Source organism: Paraglaciecola psychrophila 170 (assembly GCF_000347635.1).
GTDB classification, from domain to species: Bacteria; Pseudomonadota; Gammaproteobacteria; order Enterobacterales; family Alteromonadaceae; genus Paraglaciecola; species Paraglaciecola psychrophila.
Map to the genome: position 1 here is coordinate 800,082 of NC_020514.1, position 20,427 is coordinate 820,508.

Annotated in this window: 15 protein-coding genes and 3 pseudogenes; 11 read left to right on the forward strand and 7 right to left on the reverse strand. The window is 40.6% G+C overall.

Going from position 1 to position 20,427, the window contains the following annotated elements; translation table 11 throughout:
* Positions 1 to 240: 240 nt before the first annotated feature.
* Positions 241 to 1,136: pseudogene (locus tag C427_RS24490) on the reverse strand (IS982 family transposase).
* Positions 1,137 to 1,241: 105 nt separating this feature from the next.
* Positions 1,242 to 3,374 carry a trypsin-like serine protease gene (locus C427_RS03560; protein ID WP_226991222.1) on the reverse strand — a complete coding sequence of 711 codons (2,133 nt, stop codon included), beginning with the start codon at positions 3,372 to 3,374 and terminating at the stop codon, positions 1,242 to 1,244.
* 305 nt (positions 3,375 to 3,679) lie between these two features.
* Here C427_RS03560 and C427_RS03565 point away from each other — a divergent pair, with 305 nt between their 5' ends.
* From C427_RS03565 to C427_RS03575, 3 genes and pseudogenes are all read left to right on the forward strand, one after another.
* The gene (locus C427_RS03565) at positions 3,680 to 4,561 is read left to right on the forward strand and encodes a DUF1295 domain-containing protein (protein WP_007640685.1); all 882 of its coding nucleotides are present in this window, start codon (positions 3,680 to 3,682) and stop codon (positions 4,559 to 4,561) included.
* Between the two features lie 237 nt (positions 4,562 to 4,798).
* A pseudogene (locus C427_RS27010) lies at positions 4,799 to 5,287 on the forward strand (nucleotidyltransferase family protein).
* A 209-nt stretch (positions 5,288 to 5,496) separates the two neighbouring features.
* The gene (locus C427_RS03575; protein ID WP_007640687.1) at positions 5,497 to 6,027 is read left to right on the forward strand and encodes a VC2046/SO_2500 family protein; all 531 of its coding nucleotides are present in this window, start codon (positions 5,497 to 5,499) and stop codon (positions 6,025 to 6,027) included.
* On the opposite strand, the pseudogene C427_RS03585 reads toward C427_RS03575, so the two are convergent.
* Together C427_RS03585 and C427_RS03590 are read right to left on the reverse strand one after the other, a co-directional pair.
* Positions 6,020 to 7,337, reverse strand: a pseudogene (locus tag C427_RS03585) (Na+/H+ antiporter NhaC family protein). The gene C427_RS03575 and the pseudogene C427_RS03585 overlap by 8 nt on opposite strands.
* A 106-nt stretch (positions 7,338 to 7,443) precedes the next feature.
* Positions 7,444 to 8,445, reverse strand: a complete 1,002-nt coding sequence (locus C427_RS03590; RefSeq protein WP_007640691.1) for a D-cysteine desulfhydrase family protein — start codon at positions 8,443 to 8,445, stop codon at positions 7,444 to 7,446.
* A gap of 345 nt (positions 8,446 to 8,790) precedes the next feature.
* Here C427_RS03590 and C427_RS03595 point away from each other — a divergent pair, with 345 nt between their 5' ends.
* Both C427_RS03595 and C427_RS28705 read left to right on the forward strand, forming a co-directional pair.
* Positions 8,791 to 10,479: an RluA family pseudouridine synthase gene (locus tag C427_RS03595; protein WP_201765506.1), complete on the forward strand. Its 1,689-nt coding sequence runs from the start codon at positions 8,791 to 8,793 to the stop codon at positions 10,477 to 10,479.
* 549 nt (positions 10,480 to 11,028) lie between these two features.
* Complete coding sequence (locus C427_RS28705; protein WP_407636133.1) at positions 11,029 to 11,184, forward strand: methyl-accepting chemotaxis protein; 156 nt, start codon at positions 11,029 to 11,031, stop codon at positions 11,182 to 11,184.
* Positions 11,185 to 11,327: 143 nt separating this feature from the next.
* On the opposite strand, the gene C427_RS03605 is transcribed toward C427_RS28705, so the two are convergent.
* The 3 genes from C427_RS03605 to C427_RS03615 all read right to left on the reverse strand — a co-directional run bounded on the left by C427_RS03605 (position 11,328) and on the right by C427_RS03615 (position 14,736).
* Entirely contained in the window at positions 11,328 to 13,046 is a 1,719-nt protein-coding gene (locus C427_RS03605) for a BCCT family transporter (protein WP_187292379.1), read from the reverse strand.
* Positions 13,047 to 13,365: 319 nt separating this feature from the next.
* Positions 13,366 to 13,803 (reverse strand): hypothetical protein, encoded by a 438-nt coding sequence (locus C427_RS03610; protein ID WP_007640703.1) that lies wholly within the window; start codon positions 13,801 to 13,803, stop codon positions 13,366 to 13,368.
* Positions 13,804 to 14,232: 429 nt separating this feature from the next.
* Positions 14,233 to 14,736 carry a fasciclin domain-containing protein gene (locus C427_RS03615; protein ID WP_007640707.1) on the reverse strand — a complete coding sequence of 168 codons (504 nt, stop codon included), beginning with the start codon at positions 14,734 to 14,736 and terminating at the stop codon, positions 14,233 to 14,235.
* Between the two features lie 453 nt (positions 14,737 to 15,189).
* Here C427_RS03615 and C427_RS03620 point away from each other — a divergent pair, with 453 nt between their 5' ends.
* From C427_RS03620 to C427_RS03645, 6 genes are all read left to right on the forward strand, one after another.
* Complete coding sequence (locus C427_RS03620) at positions 15,190 to 15,519, forward strand: DMT family transporter (RefSeq protein WP_015430424.1); 330 nt, start codon at positions 15,190 to 15,192, stop codon at positions 15,517 to 15,519.
* A 327-nt stretch (positions 15,520 to 15,846) separates the two neighbouring features.
* Entirely contained in the window at positions 15,847 to 16,050 is a 204-nt protein-coding gene (locus C427_RS03625) for a hypothetical protein (RefSeq protein ID WP_007640713.1), read from the forward strand.
* A 723-nt stretch (positions 16,051 to 16,773) separates the two neighbouring features.
* On the forward strand, positions 16,774 to 17,787 hold the full coding sequence (trhO, locus tag C427_RS03630) for an oxygen-dependent tRNA uridine(34) hydroxylase TrhO (RefSeq protein ID WP_007640717.1): 1,014 nt from the start codon (positions 16,774 to 16,776) through the stop codon (positions 17,785 to 17,787).
* A gap of 116 nt (positions 17,788 to 17,903) precedes the next feature.
* The gene (locus C427_RS03635; RefSeq protein WP_007640719.1) at positions 17,904 to 18,161 is read left to right on the forward strand and encodes an EF-hand domain-containing protein; all 258 of its coding nucleotides are present in this window, start codon (positions 17,904 to 17,906) and stop codon (positions 18,159 to 18,161) included.
* Positions 18,162 to 18,337: 176 nt separating this feature from the next.
* On the forward strand, positions 18,338 to 19,210 hold the full coding sequence (gene yghU / locus C427_RS03640) for a glutathione-dependent disulfide-bond oxidoreductase (RefSeq protein WP_007640720.1): 873 nt from the start codon (positions 18,338 to 18,340) through the stop codon (positions 19,208 to 19,210).
* Positions 19,211 to 19,529: 319 nt separating this feature from the next.
* Positions 19,530 to 20,339, forward strand: coding sequence for a formate/nitrite transporter family protein (locus tag C427_RS03645; protein ID WP_034899863.1), 810 nt, complete (start codon positions 19,530 to 19,532; stop codon positions 20,337 to 20,339).
* Positions 20,340 to 20,427 lie beyond the last annotated feature (88 nt).

The following is a 20,427-nucleotide window of genomic DNA, read 5'->3' on the forward strand; positions in this document are numbered from 1 at the left end:
GGGCTGGCCATTGAGTGTTCTTTCTTGATTAGCCAGTGTAGTTTGGTCTTCACCGAAGACGGCAAATGATCGACTTGCAATAAATGAGCGACTTTAAAGAGGACAACGACTTCAGAGCGCGGTCTTCAAAGAATGTAAGGCAAATGTATTGTTGTATGCTGGCCTTTTATTTTGGACACAAAAAAGGCAGGGTGATCTTAATTCCCCGCCTTTTATAAATATAGTTAACCTGAGATCTGCTTAAGCGATAATCATAGAGTTCAGCTCTACGTCAGTTAAATTGAGGCTTGGCTTATTTTCTTTTAAACAATAAGCGACCAATCCCGCGAGTAAATTCAGCATAAAGCCGTTCATACTCCGATACCTTGAGTGTTCGATATAAGAAATATTCTTAAGTTGGTCGTTTATTGTTTCAATTATATAGCGCCTTGAAAGCATGGCCCTATCCCACAACGATATAGCTTTTGCTTTCATATTTTTGCGAACGGTTGTGATGAGACTTACACCTTTGTCTAATAAATCCGCTTCCAAATCTTTACTCAAATAGCCTTTGTCTCCATACAATTTATCAGTCAAACCTTCTGCTAATTCACGTACGGGTTGAGTGTTATGCACATTGTCGGTTGTGACTTTCGCAGCAACAATTTCACCGTGATGATTGACGACTAAGTGGAGCTTGAAACCATAAAACCAACCCATAGTACCTTTACCTCGTTGAGCGATACCGTCGAAGGTTTTATGTCTAGGTATTCGATGTTATGACACACCTTGATGCTTGTAGAGTCAATGAATTCATGTCCTGATGGCTTTCCTTTAAGTGATGTGAAGTAGGCACACATGGGCACGGTAACTCTAGGCATGACCTTTATAAATTGTGTGTAACTCAATAAATTTGGAAACGTATTTTTGTACACAAGAGATACATACTCAAGATAGTAGTTTTTGAAATCACGGTAATGTGACATATGAAAACTGACGACAATCGTCATGATTTCACTGGTGGTCATTTGCCCTTCTCTTTGCCCTTCTTTTTGACGTTTTCGCGTACCGTCTTCAAGCAGTTGTTTACGCCATTGAGGAATAAATACTTTGCAAAAATCATCGACATCACAAAACAGCTCAACTAATTTACTCATGCCTGTTCCTTTTTAGATTCATCTCTTTTAGTCGAAAGATCGGGTCTTGGAACAGGCATTTAGTTCAATTTATTAAACAGGATTCAGGTTAGTTACAGTTAGCTATTAATGTTTAGTTCTAAGTCTAAATATTAAGCCAACTAAACACAGTAATATCCATCCTAAACTACCTGCACCACCTGACGAATTTGGTGGTGCAGGTATTGGTACTACCGCTACTGGAGGAGGGGCTACTACTGTTGCAGTAAAGACTAAGTTACGAATAAACCCTTTGTCATCACCTTCCGAAACATCGGGATCTTTACTGTATGTCCAATTAACTAAATTTATACCTTCTGACAAATTAAGACTATATTCTGTAAAGCTTATTTCATCATCATTCCCATTGATAACGTCTACCAAATCACCATTTAGGTAAAGAAACAAAGCATCAAATCGCTCAAAGTCTGGATCTGTTTCTACTAAAGTATTAGCTTCAGAAGATACTGCCCAGTCAAAAGTAAGTACACCTTCGCCTTCAATACTTGCAACAAATATACTGTCTTGTAAGTCACCTGTTGTTGTACTTTCAATTCCTACTTCAGTTGAACTGGCAACCCAAGCTGAAGCACCATTTGTACCGCCACTAAACAAGGTGACTGCATCAGATTCACTACCTGCTGTTGCGGCCAGCTCTACTGCGTAGCCGAGTGTGGTGCCCGCAGTAACTGTGGCACTGCTACTTTGGACTTGAGGATCGTCAGTGGTGATAATCAATTTTGAAGATACATTATTAGCAATTGTTGGGAGGTAACTTACGCTAACCTGACAACTGTTACCTGCGTCTAAAGTGGGACAGTTACTGGCGTCTAAAGTAAAGGTATTTGAGTCAGAAAACGCGAAGCTGAGCCCAACATTGGTCTCACTGTTATTAGTCACAGCCAGTCCAGTCGTTTGTACTTCACCTTCAAGGCCCAAACCAAAGTTATGTCGCTGGGTGATAGCTATGCCGTCAGTGATAGCTGATATCCAGTCTTTAAACTCAGACACTCGCGTATAAACACCAGGATAGCCTGATGCAGCACAGCCAAAGCCCCAACTCACGATACCTACTTGTTGTACTCCTGAGCCGGTATTCACGACTAATGGTCCACCGCTGTCTCCTTGACATGATCCTCTTCCTCCTTCTGGTATGGCTGCACATATCATCACGTCAGTAACACCAACGTTAGCTGCAGATATACCAAAACTTTCGCCTAGTTCCTCTCTGCATTGAGCGTTGGTAGTTAGCCGCAAGTCGACTTTATGTAAGATGTCTGGAAAATCTGACGTCGGCCCCTCGTTTGGAGCATAACCTGCTCGACCACCCCAGCCAGCAACGGTTGCCAAGCTATTCTCAATGGCATATTGATCTGTGACATCAGGATCCGCTATTTTCACCCCGACAGCGTCTGAAGAAGATGCAAGTTCTATAAGTGCAATGTCGTTACTAATGGCATCTGCGTCATACTGCGGGTGAATATAGATATTAGCGATATCAATAGCATTTTCGGCCCCATTAGATAAATCATATTCACCAACATTCATTTTAAACTGATTGGCGTTTTCAGAATCCACACAGTGAGCTGCAGTAAGGACCCATTTATCACCTAAAAACGAAGCGCCACATGAGGCGTCTTGTTGCAATTCGGTGGTCTCACTTACTGCTAACGACGCAATATTGCCTATTTGTTCTAAAAGAGCTAAGCCATCTTTTTGGTTCACTGCAACAATAGGAATAGTGCCAGTGTAATCTTCACCTAAAGTGCCACCAGTGATATTGTCAACTTCTTCATTATTATAAATAATGGCACCGATACCGCCACCGGCTTCACAGTTATCTGATTTTTCAGAAAAATCTACTATGCCGCGTTCTATCAGACACACATTACCGGTTGCATCAACACATACTGCATCACCAATTCCGCAAGCAATGATTTCACCGCTGACTTGACCACCAACACCAGACGTAAAGGATCTTGTTTCGTAAATGACGTTGTTGACACTCAGTGACGTCAAAAAGTTAGTGAAAACTCCTACATATGCCGTCATCCATGGCCAGTTTTCTTGAATGGCTTCTTCGCCCCCAACGATGCGTGTTTCAGCAATTTGACTATTTGTTTTGCTGTAAGGTATTAATGGACTTTTTGCCGCGACTGCAAAGCCACATATAAAAAATAATGCTGAGGTGATCCCCGTTTTCAAAAAACTATTCATCATAAATACTCCAACTGACTTGCTCACTAATTTTATACTGCATTTGGTCACATTAAGTTGCGTACACAAAGGTAACAGACCGCTATAGTCGATTTTTATTTTCAAATTTTCAACTAGATTAATGATTAAAGTCACTTGGTTTTGCTGGATTCATTTCAAAACACATTAAATATCAAGATAACTATCAATAACCAAGCTATGTTTTTTGTTAGAATATAATTACTCAAAAGAACTTTTTTTATACAGCGACGGTATAATAATGTACAACAATCATTAACCCCTAAAAAAATACAAGGATATTCAGTTTCATGCAATTTTTTCGTGCCTTCATCATCCATTTTATAGTTTTCTTCATTGCCATAGGTATTGTATGGGGAGGTAGCGATGGCGGCCAATTGTTGAGCGCTGATCTTGACACTGGACTGACGATTTTTGCTTGTTGTGCGCTAATTGCGTTTATTGTGCAATGGATAGCGTTGATCCCGGCATATTTACTGAAAACCGAACACTTTTATGATCTAACCGGTGGTGCTACTTATCTAGCTGTTGTCATCTTTGCTTTTATACAAAGTGAACAACATGATTTACGCTCGATAATTTTAACTTGTCTGGTGTCCATTTGGGCAATCCGCTTGGCCAGTTTCTTATTTTTAAGGGTACGCAAACAAGGCTCAGATAGCCGTTTTGATGATATTAAACTTAATTTTTGGCGCTTTTCTATCGCATGGACTGTGCAAGGTTTATGGGTACTTCTAACTTCAGGGGCAGCCATTGCAGCTATTACATCGGGACACAAAACACACTTTGGTTGGATAGGCTTGGTGGGGTTAGTCGTATGGTCGATTGGTTTCTCTATCGAAGCGATAGCTGACAATCAGAAACGTATTTTTAAACAGCAAAAAAATACTCATAGTGACTTTATACAAACAGGTTTATGGTCACGCTCACGTCATCCCAACTACTTTGGTGAAATTTTGTTATGGGTTGGTGTCGCCATCATTGCCTACCCTGCGTTGAATGAATGGCAGCTAGTCACGCTCGTTTCTCCGATATTTGTCATTGTATTACTGACCAAAATTAGCGGTATACCGATGCAAGAAGAACAAGCGCAAAAGCGCTGGAAAGACAACCAAGCTTACCAAGATTACAAGAAACGCACGCCTGTTTTAATCCCAAAACTGTTTGGGTAGTCTTTTAAAGACACAGACAAATATTTAAACCACAGATGCTGCGCGCACTGAGAGCAACGGCGCCGAGCACAAAAAAAATAAGAACAAAAGATTGATTAAATCGTCTTTCTTCTTTTTTTCTTTGTGACCTCTTTTTCCTCTGTGGTTAAAATAGCTTTTTGAACGTGTGGGATAACAACATTGATTGAGATGTATCAAGACAAGCTTCGGAGTCTACTTGAAGATGATCCACTTCGAATGGACATTTTGCATGCATTAGCTGCTGTGAGCTTGCCTGATTGTTGGGTGGCTGCCGGTTTTGTGCGTAACTTAGTATGGGATGATTTGCATAATAAAAAGACTGACTTGAATGATGTGGATGTTATTTATTACTGCCAAACTGACATCCAAGGTCAACTAGCCAAAAAAGCTATTCGTTAATTACAAGAAAGGCTGCCAATGGTCAATTGGCAAGTGAAAAACCAAGTATTAATGCATATTAAACGTCAACATAGTCAGTATCTTAGCAGTGCTGATGCTATGTCATTTTGGCCAGAGCAAGAAACTGCAGTTGCTGTAAAACTTGACAAATATGGCAATTTTTCCATTGTCGCTCCTTTTGGTCTTACGTCTCTGTTTAAAGGATATATCACCTTCAACCTAAAAGCAGATGAACACACTTTTTGGCAACGAGTTAAAAAAAAGTGTTGGCTAACAACGTGGCCTAAATTAGTTATTAAAAAGTAAAAGTTATTTAACCACAGAGGCTGCGCGCACAGAGAGCACAGAGGAAGAGAAAGTAAAAAAGTTATTGGGTCGTTTGTCTCTGTGACCTCTTTTCCTCTGTGGTAAATATTCCTTCTAATAGCGCCCTTCAAAATTTGAACATTTATACCTAAAGTCTTTGTTATTAAACGCGATAACTAATTAACTTCTTTTTTTTCAGTGATAACTTTTTGCTCGACTCGGTCAATACAAGTCAACCAGATCTTAATGCTAGTACCAAAGCGTTATTATCGAGTGACTATGAACTAAACGGTACAATTAATCGTGCTGCGAGTGAGGGGGCAAAATTTGCGTTAATGGTGGCGATGCTCGAACAAAACTGCATGCATCGACCTCATCTAGACGCGACAAAAGAGATAGATCAAATTGCAGAGGTTACAAGTGATCTCAATTATTATCGTAGCAATCCATTAAGCGCCAACGATGCATACTGGCAAACCTGCCAGCACACCAGTCAGTTAATCTACAGTGGCCAATTACACTCTGCTCAGCTGTGGTTAGCGATGCATCCTGAACCTTTGTCACAATACAACAAACCAGATGCCATTAATGAAGACGTTATTGCCAACTGCAGTGTGAATACCCAAACTCGTATGCAACAAGCCAAAGAAAAAGTGATTAATATAGATGAAACTGGCTTGTATGACATTTTACAGGAGCTAGAACCCATTTCTACTCAAGCAATTTATAACGTCAGCTAAAATCATCTACTGATTTGTTCTTGAATTTCGGTAACCCCGTGGCGATAGCGATAACCCCAAAACTAAAATCAGCATCGGATACCAGCAATAAGGCGTTAGCGCTAAAGGTGATAAACCTGCAAGGCTAGCAGCAGCTAACAGTTGCCCTCCATAAGGTACCAAACCTTGAAATCCACAAGAAAAAATATCTAACAAGCCTAGCCTGTGCGCCTTGGATCTAAATTATATTTTGCACCTAGATCTTTGACAATCGGGCCGGTCGAGACTATCGCAATTGTGTTGTTGGCCGTGGCTATATCTAATGCGCTGACCAAGACTGCAGTACCATATTCAGAACCTTTTTTGCTGGTGATGCGTTTGGTGATGTTGTTAACCAACCACTGGATGCCACCGTAAGCTTTCATTAATGCCACTATGCCACCGATCATGAGCGCAATAGCAACCATATCTTGCATCCATCCCATGCCCTTCTGTATGCTCTGCAACATTGATGGAAACGTAAATAACCCTTTCGCTAAACCAATCACACACGCGCTGCCAATACCTACGCCCAACACACCTATTACGTTAACCCCAAATAGTGCACAGCCAATGATTAAAATATAAGGCAATATTAACCAACCATCGTAATCATTAGATGTGATCACCGCGCCACCGTCAATTTCGACAAACATAAGCAGCAGTGCAGTTAACAGTGCCGCGGGTAAAACAATCACTAAGTTTGCTTTGAATTTATCACTAAGTCGCACTCCTTGAGTACGTGTGGCGGCGATAGTTGTGTCAGAAATAAAAGATAAATTATCCCCAAACATCGCACCACCAATGACTATACCTACCGCTTGTGGGATCGGTACACCTAGGCTTTCAGCTAGGCCAATGCCAACAGGTGTGATGGCGGTAATCGTGCCCATAGATGTACCCATGGCGAAGGCAATAAAACTGGTTATCACAAATAAACCAGGTAATAAGTAGGCGGTTGGAACATAATTGAGTGCCCAATTGACGGTGGCATCACGGGCTCCTATGTCGATTGTGACTGCATAAAAAGCACCGGCCAGTAAAAAGATTAACGCCAGTAAAATGATAGTTTTATCACCCCCTCCTTTACAAAAAACATCAATTTTTTCAGTCATAGATAAACTTGATGTTGAGTTGTTGAGTAGCAACGCAAAGCCCGCCGATATCGCAAAAGCAACCAGAATAGGCATGGTCGAAAAATTTTGGGTTAACACACCACTACCAATCACTAAGAGCATAAATAACAATATGGGTGTTAACCCCCAAAAACGGCCCGTAGACTTTTCTTCCATCAAGACTTACCTTTAAAATTTATCAACTAAGACAGAAAAATAATTTTATAGCAAAGGGCTGGAGTGGCAATAGGTTAAAAATTATTTAGGCAGCTATTTCGCCCTTCTAACAAACATCTGCTTGAGAAAAAGCTAAATCATCTGAATAGGCAAACAAGGAAGGCGCTCCACCGGTATGCCAAAAAAGGACGTGGTCATTTTTGCTGATCTTTCCTGAACGAATAAGATGCATTAGCCCGGCCATGGCTCTTCCAGTATAAACTGGATCTAATAATATGCCTTCAAGCTTGGCGGTTAATGCAATTGCTTCATTTTCTTGTGGTCCAACAATGCCGTAACCATCACCCACATAATCTGAATTTAAAATTAGCTGATTTTTTGAGAATGTATAATCAAGACCTATGAGTTTTGCGGTGCTATTAACAAGCTGTGCAATAAGTTGATCAAATGGCAGTGAAGTATTTGTATCTTTGTCGATATTGATACCCACTAAGTCAAAGGTTTTTTTGTAAATTTGTTTACCTAAAATTAAACCCGCATGAGTACCACCTGAGCTTGAAGCAAACACAATATGAGAAAATTCAGGCCCTTTATTTTGCTGCTGCAACTCTGCAACAGCATCAATAAATGATACTGCCCCCAACTTATTAGAACCTCCATATGGGACTAAGTAGGGCTTTTTACCTGCCGCTTTGAGTTCTGCAAATATGCGGGCTATGTCTTCCCCTTTCCGATTTGATCCTGTCCAGTGAATCTTAGAATCGAAAATATGATCTAATAAGAGGTTGCCTTGGGCCTCAGGCGGGGCTTCTCCACCTAACAATAAATGACATTCTAAATTTAGCTTGGCAGCGGCGGCGGCGGTTTGACGGCAATGATTCGACTGAGCAGCACCTGCTGTAATGACCGTGTCGCAACCTTGCTTTAACGCATCAGCCAATATGTATTCTAGCTTTCTGGTCTTATTTCCACCTAAAGCCAGACCTGTCAGGTCATCTCTTTTCATAAATATCTTGGGTCCACCCAAAAAGTCACTTAACCTAGATAATTCAACCAGAGGAGTAGGAAAAAAACCTAACGACGTTTTCTCAATATGCTTCAGCTTCATCTAGTATCCATGTTTAGCGGTTATTTTATTTGAGTATACAATCATGGGTAAGTTATTATATCTACTTTAACGTTATCAAATACATGTGTTACGGACCTGATTCATTCCTAATTATTTAAAAACACGCCCTGGCCTTAAGTTATATGCTCGGAACTTGTCTCGATTTCAAAGGACTTCCAGTGGTATTGCTACTTGAAGTCCACATTTGTGACAGCTAAATAAATATCAGGATCATCTAGGTTCACATCGTAAATATTGCAAATTACTCTACATATTTGGTTGAATTCGTAAATAACATCTAGCATTTAAGAACACGTTTCTATGCTGGATTTCAGGGGAATGGGTATGAAAAAAGAAGATCCTTGTTTTACGAGTTTCACTTCGAGTATTGAGAATTATGCCTTACCCGAATGTTTCACTTTCCCTTTTTATTATCAGCCACACCCTCTATGTGTATTGGCGGCAGAACAATTACAGACGTACCTTGTGTCTCAAACTCAGTGGCAACACAACTTTGGTTTGTTGGATGACCCCAATAATATCATTGGTAAAATGTTTGGTGTGTTATTGGTTAAGAATGCGGGGGGGGAGCTAGGTTTTATATCCGCTTTTTCAGGTAAGTTAGCAAAGCAAAGTCGAATCCAAGGTTTTGTGCCGCCGGTATTTGATTTATTGGCTAAAGATAGTTTCTTTTTACCTGAACAGGTCACTATTAATAAACTTAATGAAAAGATTAAAGCGTTACAAAACGCACCACGGCTATCATTTATAAAACAAGAGCTAAGCACATTAGAAGCGGCGCATGCCCAGCAGTTATCTGAGTTAAGGGGCGAATTAGTAGAAAACCGTAAAGCCCGCAAAATTAAGCGCCACACTCTACAACATGACCTGGACACAACCACTACAGATAATGGGCTCAAAGAGCTAGCTCAACAAAGTGTTTATGATAAATGGCGATTAAAAGATTTTACCTGTCAGTGGCAACAATCTATTGGCCGATTGCAGACAAAACTTGATGGCTTAAATGAGCATATAGCAGAGGTAAAACTTCAACGTAAAACGCTTTCAGCTGATTTGCAAAATAGAATATTTTCCCAATATCAGTTTTTGAATAAAGACCTAGTGCCAAAAAGTTTACTCGATATTTTTGCAGATACCGCACTTAAAACACCTCCTGCTGGGGCAGGGGAATGTGCCGCGCCTAAATTATTGCATTATGCGTTTCAACATAACCTAATCCCATTGGCTCTGGCTGAGTTTTGGTGGGGAGCTTCGCCAAAATCAGAAGTCAAAAAACATCAGCAGTTTTACCCTGCGTGCATTGGTAAATGTCAGCCTATTTTAAAACATATGTTGGTCGGTATGCAGTTGGATGAAAATCCGTTTCTTTATAATTATGCACGAGGTAAAAGTCTAGATATTATCTATGAAGATGAAGATATTTTAGTTATAAATAAACCCTCTGAATTTTTATCCGTACCCGGAAAAGACATATCTGATTCTGTATACTCACGAATAAATAACCAATTCCCTGATGCTACCGGGCCACTCATTGTGCATCGACTGGATATGTCTACCTCAGGCTTAATGGTGTTAGCACTCAATCCGCAGGCGAACAAATACCTGCAAAAACAATTTATCCTTCGAGACGTCCACAAGCAATATGTAGCTTTGATTGAAGGTTTGCCGCTTAACGATGAAGGTGAGATACATTTGCCTTTACGGGGGGATTTATACGACAGACCCAAACAAATTGTATGTTATCAAAATGGCAAACAAGCCAGAACGTTGTGGCAAGTGCTGGAACGTTATCCCCAGAAAAATAAAACCAGAATACTGTTAACACCATACACCGGTCGCACTCATCAACTCAGAGTACATTGCGCTCATGCTTTGGGATTGAATATGCCCATAGTAGGTGACGATTTATATGGAACCCGCGCCAGCCGTTTACATTTGCACGCGCAAAGCTTAAAAATTAAACATCCTATTAGCAAAAAAATAATGTCATTTAAGGTCGATGCGAAGTTTTAAGTGATGACATCCTTTAATAGGTTAAGCAGTTAGCAAGTGAACTATTATTAAGTGAACTATTAGCAAATGACTCTTAATATTTCGAATAGAAGAATCAACGCTTCTTCCCTTAGATGCATGCCAAACATAGGCATACACCTATATCGCCTTACTATTTATATTATCTTTTAATTTAAATATCCGTAAAAACACCCATTACTTTTAGTACAAGACTCAGATATTTTAAATCCAATAGGTTTATGTGATTTATAACTAATCTCAACTGGTTCGTTATTAGTCGTAAAGTTCACATGATTTTTATTAGGTGAAATGTGCAACCCAAAAATTGGATTGTTCTGACTATCGTCTCCTTAGTTTCTTTGATGCTGGTTTGTCAGCTTGGTATGTTTTACAAAATGACGTGTCATCTACCTCTTCTAATCATAATTCTTTAGATATTATTGATGATGAACTGACTACAAATGATTTTAAATCTAGAATACATAGCTTGATAACGAAGTCGCGTCAACACTTGATGAAACCCAGCAAAGAATCCAAGACATTGATGGTATTTCATCTCAAACCAATCTTTTAGCATTGAATGCTGCGATAGAGGCAGCCCGTGTGGGTGAACACGGTCTGATTTTTGCTGTTGTAGCAGACGAAGTGCGTAAATTATCTACTCGTTCAGCCCAATTTAGTGATGTGGTGCAATATCAATTGTAAAGTATTAGCGAACGTATTTCTGCGCTTACCTCACAAGTAGGAAAGCTTGCCTCCTATGATGTGAGTTATGTGATTGAAGCAAACAAAGAATATCGACTTCGCTTATTGGGCACGTTGGCGCATATGGTGCTTTGAGTCCAAGTTTACCTTGACCCTAAATATGTTTCTTTTTGATCATGTTTAGCTTCTTCTACAGGTTTGGTTCGATTAACTGCAAACGTGGTCTGAACGCCAGCAGCCTCGCGCCGACCATCACTGTATATCGCGAAAACCAGTGAAAAACACATCAATACCATCACGATCGAAAACGGTAGTGCGCCAATGACCATCGCCGTTTTAATGGCTCCAGTACCTCCAGAAATCAACAGGCCTGCAACCACAAGCCCAAGGGCTACACCCCAGAATAGGATATGTGGCCGAGCTTTTGGGCCTTCGTCGCCACCTGCGTTGATGGTATTCACTATCAACACCGCTGAATCAGCTGATGTGACAAGAAACGTCATTAACAGAACAACAATTAGTAATGCCATACCCCAAGCTAACCATTCACTGATTGGCGTCAGCATAAATTCAGTCATCGCAAATATTTTGTCAGCATTAGCCGCATCAAATATGACACCGTTAGCGCTACCATTTAGTTCTAGATCGATGGCAGTGCCTCCAGCCCAAGCGAACCAAATAAAACACATAAGTGATGGGACTAACATTGCTCCAAGTACAAATTCACGGACCGTGCGCCCCCGTGAAATTCGTGCAAGAAATAATCCTACAAACGGTGCAAATGCGATCCACCATGCCCAGTAAAACACCGGCCACCACCCCTGCCATTGTGTCAGTAAGAATGCTTCTGACCCTGCAACACCATCTGTCTTCCAGACATTAAAACTCATTTCTGGTAGTGCGATAATATAATCCCAAATACCAAAGATCATCGCATTGCCACCAAAGAACGTGGCGCCGAAGATGATAAAGAATCCCAGTAGGATGATTGACAAGAACATGTTGATATTAGACAGCCATTTGATGCCTTTGCCCACCCCAGACAAAGCAGACAACGTTGAAGCTCCCATGATTATCATTAAAGCGAAAACAATGCCAAATGTAGTTGCGGTGCCTTCGGCATTGACTAAGCCGCCAATGCCAATCCGCGTCAGACCTGCAACAAACTGCTCTACACCAAATCCAAGAGTCTGCGCCACACCCAAAATGGTCGCAACAACAGCCACAATATCGATAAAGTGCCCCAGTGGGCCAGACAGTGCTTTGCCAAACAACGGCGTCAGCGATGAACGAATGGTCAATGGCAATGCACGGCGATAACTAAAGAACGCCATCGACAATCCCGCTATCGCGTAGCATGACCATGCGCCTGTTCCCCAGTGCAAAAATGACCACTTGAAGGCCATGCGGACATTGTCTTGGGCACTGCCGGTGGTTAATCCTTGGATAACTTCGGGGTTATTGGCGAAGTGGGTAACGGGTTCAGCCACTGCCCATGTCAGCATGCCAACACCAATTCCGGCACTGAACATCATAGAAAACCATGAAAAATTCGAAAACTCGGGTTTTTCTCCTGGGCGCCCAAGGTTAAGTCGCCCCGCCGCGGGCCAAAGAGCCAAGCCTATACATACAATAACAAACAAGGCGACAACCCAGATGTACCAAGCTGCGAAATTAGCCAGAATAAGCGTGTTCCAATCCCCGAGTATCTTATCCGCGTGGACTGGCCAAAAGATGGCCCAAACAACAAGAGCACTAATAACGACTTTACTCACAACGGTCACATCTATACTGAATCCACGATAAAAACCAGTTGTCGCGAGCTTAATTGGAAGTCTGGTTAAAGCTGGTTTTGGTGTCATGATTGTTTTCCCATTGACTATTTTTATTGGGATTAACTAGACACCCAAATGAAATAACTAGCCAACCAAGATAGCACGCTTGTGCCATTCATGACATATAGCCTTGTTTTTGGAACTAGAGCTCATACCCATAGATGGCAAAAAGTTCAGGAAATTGCATTGTGATTTGTTGCTGTGTGAGGACATCCTTCATACGCAAACCAGTAGCAGAGCACTGAGGCGAGAGAAAATCAAAATCCTTAACTTCACCATCGCATAAAGGTCCAAGCTATAAGAATACTTATTATATAGCTTGGCTCCATCAGATGTTTTAACTGTTTTATGCCGCATTACCTATTGTCATCTTAGTGTCTGCATCACGCAATAAATACAAGGCAAAACAGGCAGCCCACATTGGCCATGCGGCAAAAAACAAGAGGTTATTAAACGCATCAAAATATTGGGAGAATGCAGACAAGGTTGAACCACCATGTAATACAAAGATAAGTCCGTAAGTGATGCGTTTTTTAATACCTGCGACGAAGGCTAAGACCAGAACAAGTTGCGCAGCGCCTAAAATATAGGCAATGTTTTCACCTAAACCTGAAATCGCATAAAATTGTTCGAAGATTTTGATGCTATGACCGGGGTTAACAAACTTGTCTATGGTCCACATTAACATGACAACAAACACCCCCAATCTTAACGCCAATAAAGACCACTTTAATCGGTTACGAATATCATTAGAGATGGGTTCGTTAGTGATGTTTTCACTCATGTAATTTCCTTGATTTGTATTATTTTAGACAAAAATTAGCGATTATTCGCTAGTTGATTGGATTGAGGCTATAGCCAAAAGCACGGCTGACGTCCTTATAAGCGTCGTTTCTGCATATTACTTGTTAGCAGACACTGCAACAGACCGTATGAATTGGATTTTATTACAATGATATATTCATCCGCCTTTATGGATAAGATGAATGATATCTGTTGCGTATGAATGAATGAAAGAAATGTCAACAGTGAGTCTTAAAATAAGTCTATTGTTGTTGAAACCTGAAATGCAGAAAGCAGTGGCGCTGTCACCAAAGCGGATATCGGCAATGCCAATTGCCTTGCACTTTTACGGTGGCTGATCTGTTAATTCCGCTTAATGTGACTCCGACTCCTTCTAATTTCATTCGCTCTGGCTATGAGCAGAGATATATTAGATTTCAGGTAAGATAACCCTATCTATAATGTGGATCACACCATTTGAGGTCATGATGTTGGTCTTGATCACAGTGGCGTTGTTGATCTTAACACCATCTGAGCTATCGATAACAATGTCGTCACCTTGTACTGTTTTCGCTTTATTTAACTTCACCACATCCGCTGCCGTCATCTTCCCTGCAACAACATGATAAGTAAGTATGGCTGCTAGTTTTTGTTTATTCTCTACATTTAATAGATCTCCTAAAGTGCCCTCAGATAGTTCTACAAAAGCGGCATTAGAAGGGGCAAATAAGGTAAATGGCCCTTTTCCTTTAAGAGTACCTTCCAGACGAGCTGCTCTTATGGCGGTGACCAGAGTGGTAAGTGAAGGATCAGCCACTACGGTTTCGAAAATATCTAGCCTTTGTGAATTGTGGTGTGAAGCTAATGCGCTGGTAGACATATAGGTTAAGGATAATACCGCGATTGAAATAAACTTTGTTAAAAACACTTTCATAAATGCTCCTTATTTTGCAGATGAAAAAGTTGCTAATCCATCAAACGTTTTGGTTCGGTAAAATATTATCAGTCACTGCATACAAAGATGGACATTTGAATGCAATTTTGGTTTAAGTTATTTATAAGAAGATTATCGATGGTATCTGCTACACCAAGCAGTGTCTATGTTAGTACTCAAATACCTTTTTAGGCGGTTTTTGCTTAAGTCTTTACAAGCCGTTGTTCTGATAATGTATAGGTCAAGCCATATTTACTCATGTTTTTATTGAAGTGAGAAATGTATTGGTATTGGTGGTTAAGCTACCCTCTTACGATGACTGTCCTATTAGTTCTTTTAATATGGAGGGGTGTTGATAGAACTGAGAAATGTAGAACGTCGGGGGGGGACCGTGTATAAACATGGAACTTTTCTGGCTTTTAATATTGTTATATTTTTATCAAAGGGTTGAGTATGGGTTACTGGTATTTAGCAATTGCGATTGGCGCTGAAGTTGTAGCAACATTAGCACTGAAAGCGTCAAATGGTTTTTCTGATTTTACTTCTAGCATTATTTGTATAATTGGTTATGCCATCGCATTCTACTCCCTGTCTTTAGTTCTTAAAACTGTTCCCGTAGGTATCGCTTATGCAATTTGGGCTGGAATGGGAATCATTTTAATTGCATCAATAAGTGCAGTTTTGTATAAACAAATACCCGATTTACCAGCAATTATCGGTATGGTATTAATTTTAGCTGGTGTTGTAGTTATTAATGTATTCTCAAAGACAGTAAGTCATTAAAAAAATAACAAGAAATTAAACAAAGATAAAAAACAGTTGGCTTTGGCTCCATTGTCGCTAATTTTATCAACGTTTTTAGCCTTTTATATGATTGGGTACTCTATTACTTTAGGTGTATTGTTAATTGTTGGCAACGGGTACCACGCATAAAAATAATACTTGTTATTAAATACAAGCCTACAAATGGAGTTCATTTGTAGGCTTTCTCACCTCACTAGAAAAGGATGTACAATGGACTATTTCTTCGTTACTAACCTTACGTTTTTTATCATAGTAATATTCATTTTTGACTCAAGATTGAAGGGTATAACGAAACAAAATATACGTATGGATAAAAAAATTGGTTTGCTTCTTCACAAACTAAATATTCAATATCCAAACCCGTCTAAACTATCCACTGAAGTGATTGAAGAGAAATCTAAGGGCAATATTAGTAACGCTTGCTCTTTGATTATGAAGGAACATGGATGCAGTTATGATGAAGCTTACTATGCTCTTTCTATATGGCCTGCTGAGGAGTCACTTGAATAGGTGTTAGCGCACGCTTTAACTCTTTATAAAAAATAAAAAGCATGTTTCGCGCCATCATCCCGCTCGGCTTCAGCTGCACTTTACCTAAAGGCAGCTGAAGCTGTTCCATATTTACCCCGTAAATATGGTCAACAGCAAAAAAGAGTAACCAGAAATACCGCTCGCAACAAAAGTTCTTAACTACACAAAAGACGGAAAAGCAGTGGCGGAGCCACCAAAGCGGTTGTCGGCATAGTCGATGCTTTTGCTCTACCCCTTGCATGTCTGTTCGCCAATTATCTGGTGAATTTAGTGGGCAATTAGCATTAATGCTAATTGACGCTAATGCAAAATCTTAAATTTGGTCAATCACACGTCCATGATGATCCGCACCCAATCTCGACGTCCTTGTCGAGATGTTCAACTGGGCGAAGCTGTGCTTCTAAAGAATCCAGTTTCACCCTGCAAAATATCCAAAATAATTGGATGAAGAACATAGTTTGGCGAGCGGCACTTTTTGCTTACTTTATGCTGCTGTAGGCAAAAAGTAAGTCGGGCGAAAGGGATTTCGTTTGAAAAAAGCCAAGGACGGCATTAAGCGCCAGCGTATGCTTTAAAATCAATTTTTCATAACATACTCATGTTATGAAAAATTCCTAGCGCTAGCGCAAAACCACACAATCTGCTACCATCCAGCACCAATTTTTGCTCTGGGATTACGCCCCAACTCGCAAGGTAGTCAATATGTCAACTACGTCTGAACCATCAAAGTACGTCGTCTGCGCGTTATACAAATTTGTCACGCTTAAAAACTTTGAGGCACTTCGCCAGCCTTTACTCCAGTTTATGGAGTCTAATAATATCAGGGGCACGTTGCTTCTCGCACAAGAGGGCATTAACGGCACTGTGTCTGGCACTCGCCAAACCATTGATGCATTGCTTGGATGGTTAAACGCTGATGAGCGGCTTAAACCTATATCTGTGAAAGAATCCCTTGATGAAACACAGCCTTTTCATCGCACCAAAGTTAAGCTCAAAAAAGAGATTGTGACTATGGGGGTCGAAGGTATTGACCCTATTAAAACAGTGGGTACTTACGTTAAGCCTGCTGATTGGAATGCGTTGATTTCCGACCCTGATGTGTTGCTGATTGATACTCGTAACGATTATGAAATTGAAATTGGTACGTTTAAGTATGCGGTCAATCCAAACACAGAATCTTTTCGTGAGTTTCCTCAATACGTAAAAGATAATCTTGACCCAGCCAAAAACAAAAAAGTCGCAATGTTTTGCACTGGTGGGATCCGTTGTGAAAAATCTACCGCGTATCTAAAAGAGCAGGGGTTTGATGAGGTGTATCACCTTGAGGGTGGCATTCTTAAGTATTTAGAAGATGTACCTAAAGACAACACATTATGGGAAGGCGACTGTTTTGTGTTTGATAACCGCGTGGCGGTGAATCACGATTTAGAAAAAAGCCATTATGACCAATGTTATGCGTGCCGCCTGCCTATCACCGAGCAAGACAAACAAAGTGACGTATTTGAAGCAGGCGTGAGTTGTCCCAAGTGTCACGGTAAACATAGTGAAGAGCAGCTTGCAAGGTTCAGAGAGCGCGAAAAACAAGTGAGTTTAGCCCTTGAGCGTAATGAAGAACATTTAGGTTTAGAAGCGCGTAAGGCCATCAAGTTAAGACGTCAACAAAAGGCTGCGGGTCGACGTGCACAGCGCACTGCTATGGGGAAAAGTAATGGTTGATCGACTTGAAAACGAATGACTCATTTGACCGTGATATTAATAGAATATAGACACTGGCTTGTCATAAGCGTTAGACTTAGCCCATTAAAATAAAACTTGAAGAAGTTGAATAGATTATGTCTGAGAATGCCTCTGAAAAAGCATTAGACCCTAAAAAAATTGCAGAAGCTCGCAAAGAGTTTGATTTCTTTGATGTTGACGGCAGCGGCACAATAGGCTTAAGAGAGTTTATTGAGTTGTTGACGGTGTTATCGCCCAAAACCAAGGCCAGTCATGTTCAAGAAGGTTTTAGTTTAATCGATAAAAACAACGACGGCTCTATCGACTTTGAAGAATTTTTAGAATGGTGGCAACAATCTTGGTGGGAATACTAACGCTAGTCGTTGGTCACATTTAATATTAAAGGCTTCAAATTTTGAAGCCTTTTTTTTGTCATCAATTCTTTTCTGAATGGTTTATGTTTGACGTTTTATCCCCATTACTAATGAAAGATTTATGATGTTTAATCTTACACATATTGATTCACTTTATTTAAACGGGAAACCATAATATGACAGATGCAACTTACGTCCCTCCTAAAGTCTGGACCTGGGACGCCGATAGTGGCGGTAAATTTGCCAATATCAATCGACCTATTGCGGGTGCAACCCACGATAAAGTGTTGCCAAAAGGGAAACACTCTATGCAATTACATTCTTTGGCGACGCCTAATGGCGTAAAAGTCACGGTGATGTTAGAAGAGTTGTTAGCGGCTGGTTTTACTGGAGCTGAATATGATGCCTTTATTGTTAACATCATGGAAGGTGAGCAGTTTGGCAGTGGGTTTGTGGATATTAACCCTAATTCAAAAATACCTGCTTTGATGGACAACAGCACTAATCCACCTACTCGTGTATTTGAGTCAGGGGCGATTTTGTTGTATTTGGCAGAAAAATTTAATGCCTTTTTACCCAGCGATCCAGCGAGAAAAGCTGAATGTATGTCTTGGTTGTTTTGGCAAATGGGCAGTGCGCCGATGTTAGGAGGTGGATTCGGACACTTTTATGCTTACGCGCCAGAAAAATTCGAATACCCCATTGATCGCTATGCGATGGAAGTGAAACGTCAACTTGATGTGCTCAATATTCAGTTAGCAGATAAAGAATTTATTTGTGGTGACGAATACACTATTGCTGATATGGCTATTTGGGCATGGTACGGCGCTATGGTACTGGGCAAGTTATATGAAGCGGCTGAGTTTTTAGATGTTGAGTCATATACACATTTACTACGATGGGCTAAAAAGATTGATGCCAGAGACGCTGTGAAGCGCGGTAAAATGGTGAATCGCAGTTGGGGCCAGCCTGAAGGCCAATTGCTTCAGCGCAATGATGCCAGCGATTTTGAGAATAAGACGCAAGATAAGCTCGAACCTTCGGAATAAAGTCTTATTCTGATTTTGAGTTCCCACGTCGAAAATCAGTTTACATGCACCCTTAGGGTGCGTGTTTGTTCTATTTTGGGATATTTCCACCCTCCATTATTTATTTAACCCTAATAAACACGGGTTATTGCCCATTGGCTTGAAGTTTGCATTGTAAGAAATTGAGTCAAGGTCAACGATGACCTAACAATAAAAGATTCAACGGATAACGGCGTCCATTATCTCATTAGACAATTCTAACGAGTTAATGGGCGCTTTTTTTTGGCTCTAAAAACGTGAATAACGTTAATAACAATAATCACAATGAGAGAGAAAAACGATGTCATATTTAGAACCAAAAGAGTTCGCTACTAAAATGGTGGATGCGGGTGAACAGAAAATTTTCATGTCCACTAAAGATACGTTAATTAGAGCATTTATGGCGGGTGCCATTCTTGCGCTGGCTGCATTTTTTGCGATCACAGTCATCATCAAAACAGGTAGTCCTATACTCGGGGCTGTACTTTTCCCGGTTGGGTTTATCATGCTGTATTTGATGAAGTATGACTTATTAACCGGTGTGTTTACGTTAGTGCCTCTTGCCGTTATCGACAAAAGACCAGGCTGCACAGTAAGGGGCATGCTTAGGAATTGGGGACTCGTGTTTTGTGGAAACTTTGCCGGTGCACTCACCACCGCATTCCTCGCGTCCTTCATACTGACTTATGGTTATCAGATTGATGGCGGTGTGATTGCTGAAAAAGTTGCCTCAATTGGTGAATCAAGGACATTGGGTTATAAAGAGCAAGGTATTGGGGGCTGGTTTACAATCTTTATCCGCGGCATGTTATGTAACTGGATGGTCTCTATGGGGGTGGTTGGCGCTATGATCTCTACATCAGCGGGCGCTAAAATGGCCGCAATGTGGATGCCTATCATGCTGTTTTTCTTCATGGTGTTTGAGCATTCAATTGTGAATATGTTCTTGTTCCCATTCTCTATGATTATGGGGGGAGAATTCGCTATCTCTGATTACTTGTTATGGAATGAAATTCCAACGGTATTGGGTAACTTGGTGGGTGGTTTCTTATTCGTAGGCTTACCTATTTATTATACTCATGTGCGTGAGAGTAAAACCCGTAACGCTTAAGTTTTCCCTTTAATATTTGCTGTCGCAGAAAGCGTTAAGCAACGTATAACCTGTTGTCAGCAAGTATTATTTTAAAATTCTTCATATT

Excerpts from the sequence above, each read along its gene's own strand:
- C427_RS03560 (WP_226991222.1), bottom strand. The coding sequence starts at position 3,374 with ATGATGAATAGTTTTTTGAAAACGGGGATCACCTCAGCATTATTTTTT.
- C427_RS03635 (WP_007640719.1), top strand. The coding sequence starts at position 17,904 with ATGTCTGAGAATGCCTCTGAAAAAGCATTAGACCCTAAAAAAATTGCA.
- C427_RS03645 (WP_034899863.1), top strand. The coding sequence starts at position 19,530 with ATGTCATATTTAGAACCAAAAGAGTTCGCTACTAAAATGGTGGATGCG.
- C427_RS03610 (WP_007640703.1), bottom strand. The coding sequence starts at position 13,803 with ATGAGTGAAAACATCACTAACGAACCCATCTCTAATGATATTCGTAAC.
- C427_RS03625 (WP_007640713.1), top strand. The coding sequence starts at position 15,847 with ATGGATAAAAAAATTGGTTTGCTTCTTCACAAACTAAATATTCAATAT.
- C427_RS03605 (WP_187292379.1), bottom strand. The coding sequence starts at position 13,046 with ATGACACCAAAACCAGCTTTAACCAGACTTCCAATTAAGCTCGCGACA.
- C427_RS03595 (WP_201765506.1), top strand. The coding sequence starts at position 8,791 with ATGAAAAAAGAAGATCCTTGTTTTACGAGTTTCACTTCGAGTATTGAG.
- C427_RS03620 (WP_015430424.1), top strand. The coding sequence starts at position 15,190 with ATGGGTTACTGGTATTTAGCAATTGCGATTGGCGCTGAAGTTGTAGCA.
- trhO (WP_007640717.1), top strand. The coding sequence starts at position 16,774 with ATGTCAACTACGTCTGAACCATCAAAGTACGTCGTCTGCGCGTTATAC.
- C427_RS03615 (WP_007640707.1), bottom strand. The coding sequence starts at position 14,736 with ATGAAAGTGTTTTTAACAAAGTTTATTTCAATCGCGGTATTATCCTTA.
- C427_RS03565 (WP_007640685.1), top strand. The coding sequence starts at position 3,680 with ATGCAATTTTTTCGTGCCTTCATCATCCATTTTATAGTTTTCTTCATT.
- C427_RS03590 (WP_007640691.1), bottom strand. The coding sequence starts at position 8,445 with ATGAAGCTGAAGCATATTGAGAAAACGTCGTTAGGTTTTTTTCCTACT.
- yghU (WP_007640720.1), top strand. The coding sequence starts at position 18,338 with ATGACAGATGCAACTTACGTCCCTCCTAAAGTCTGGACCTGGGACGCC.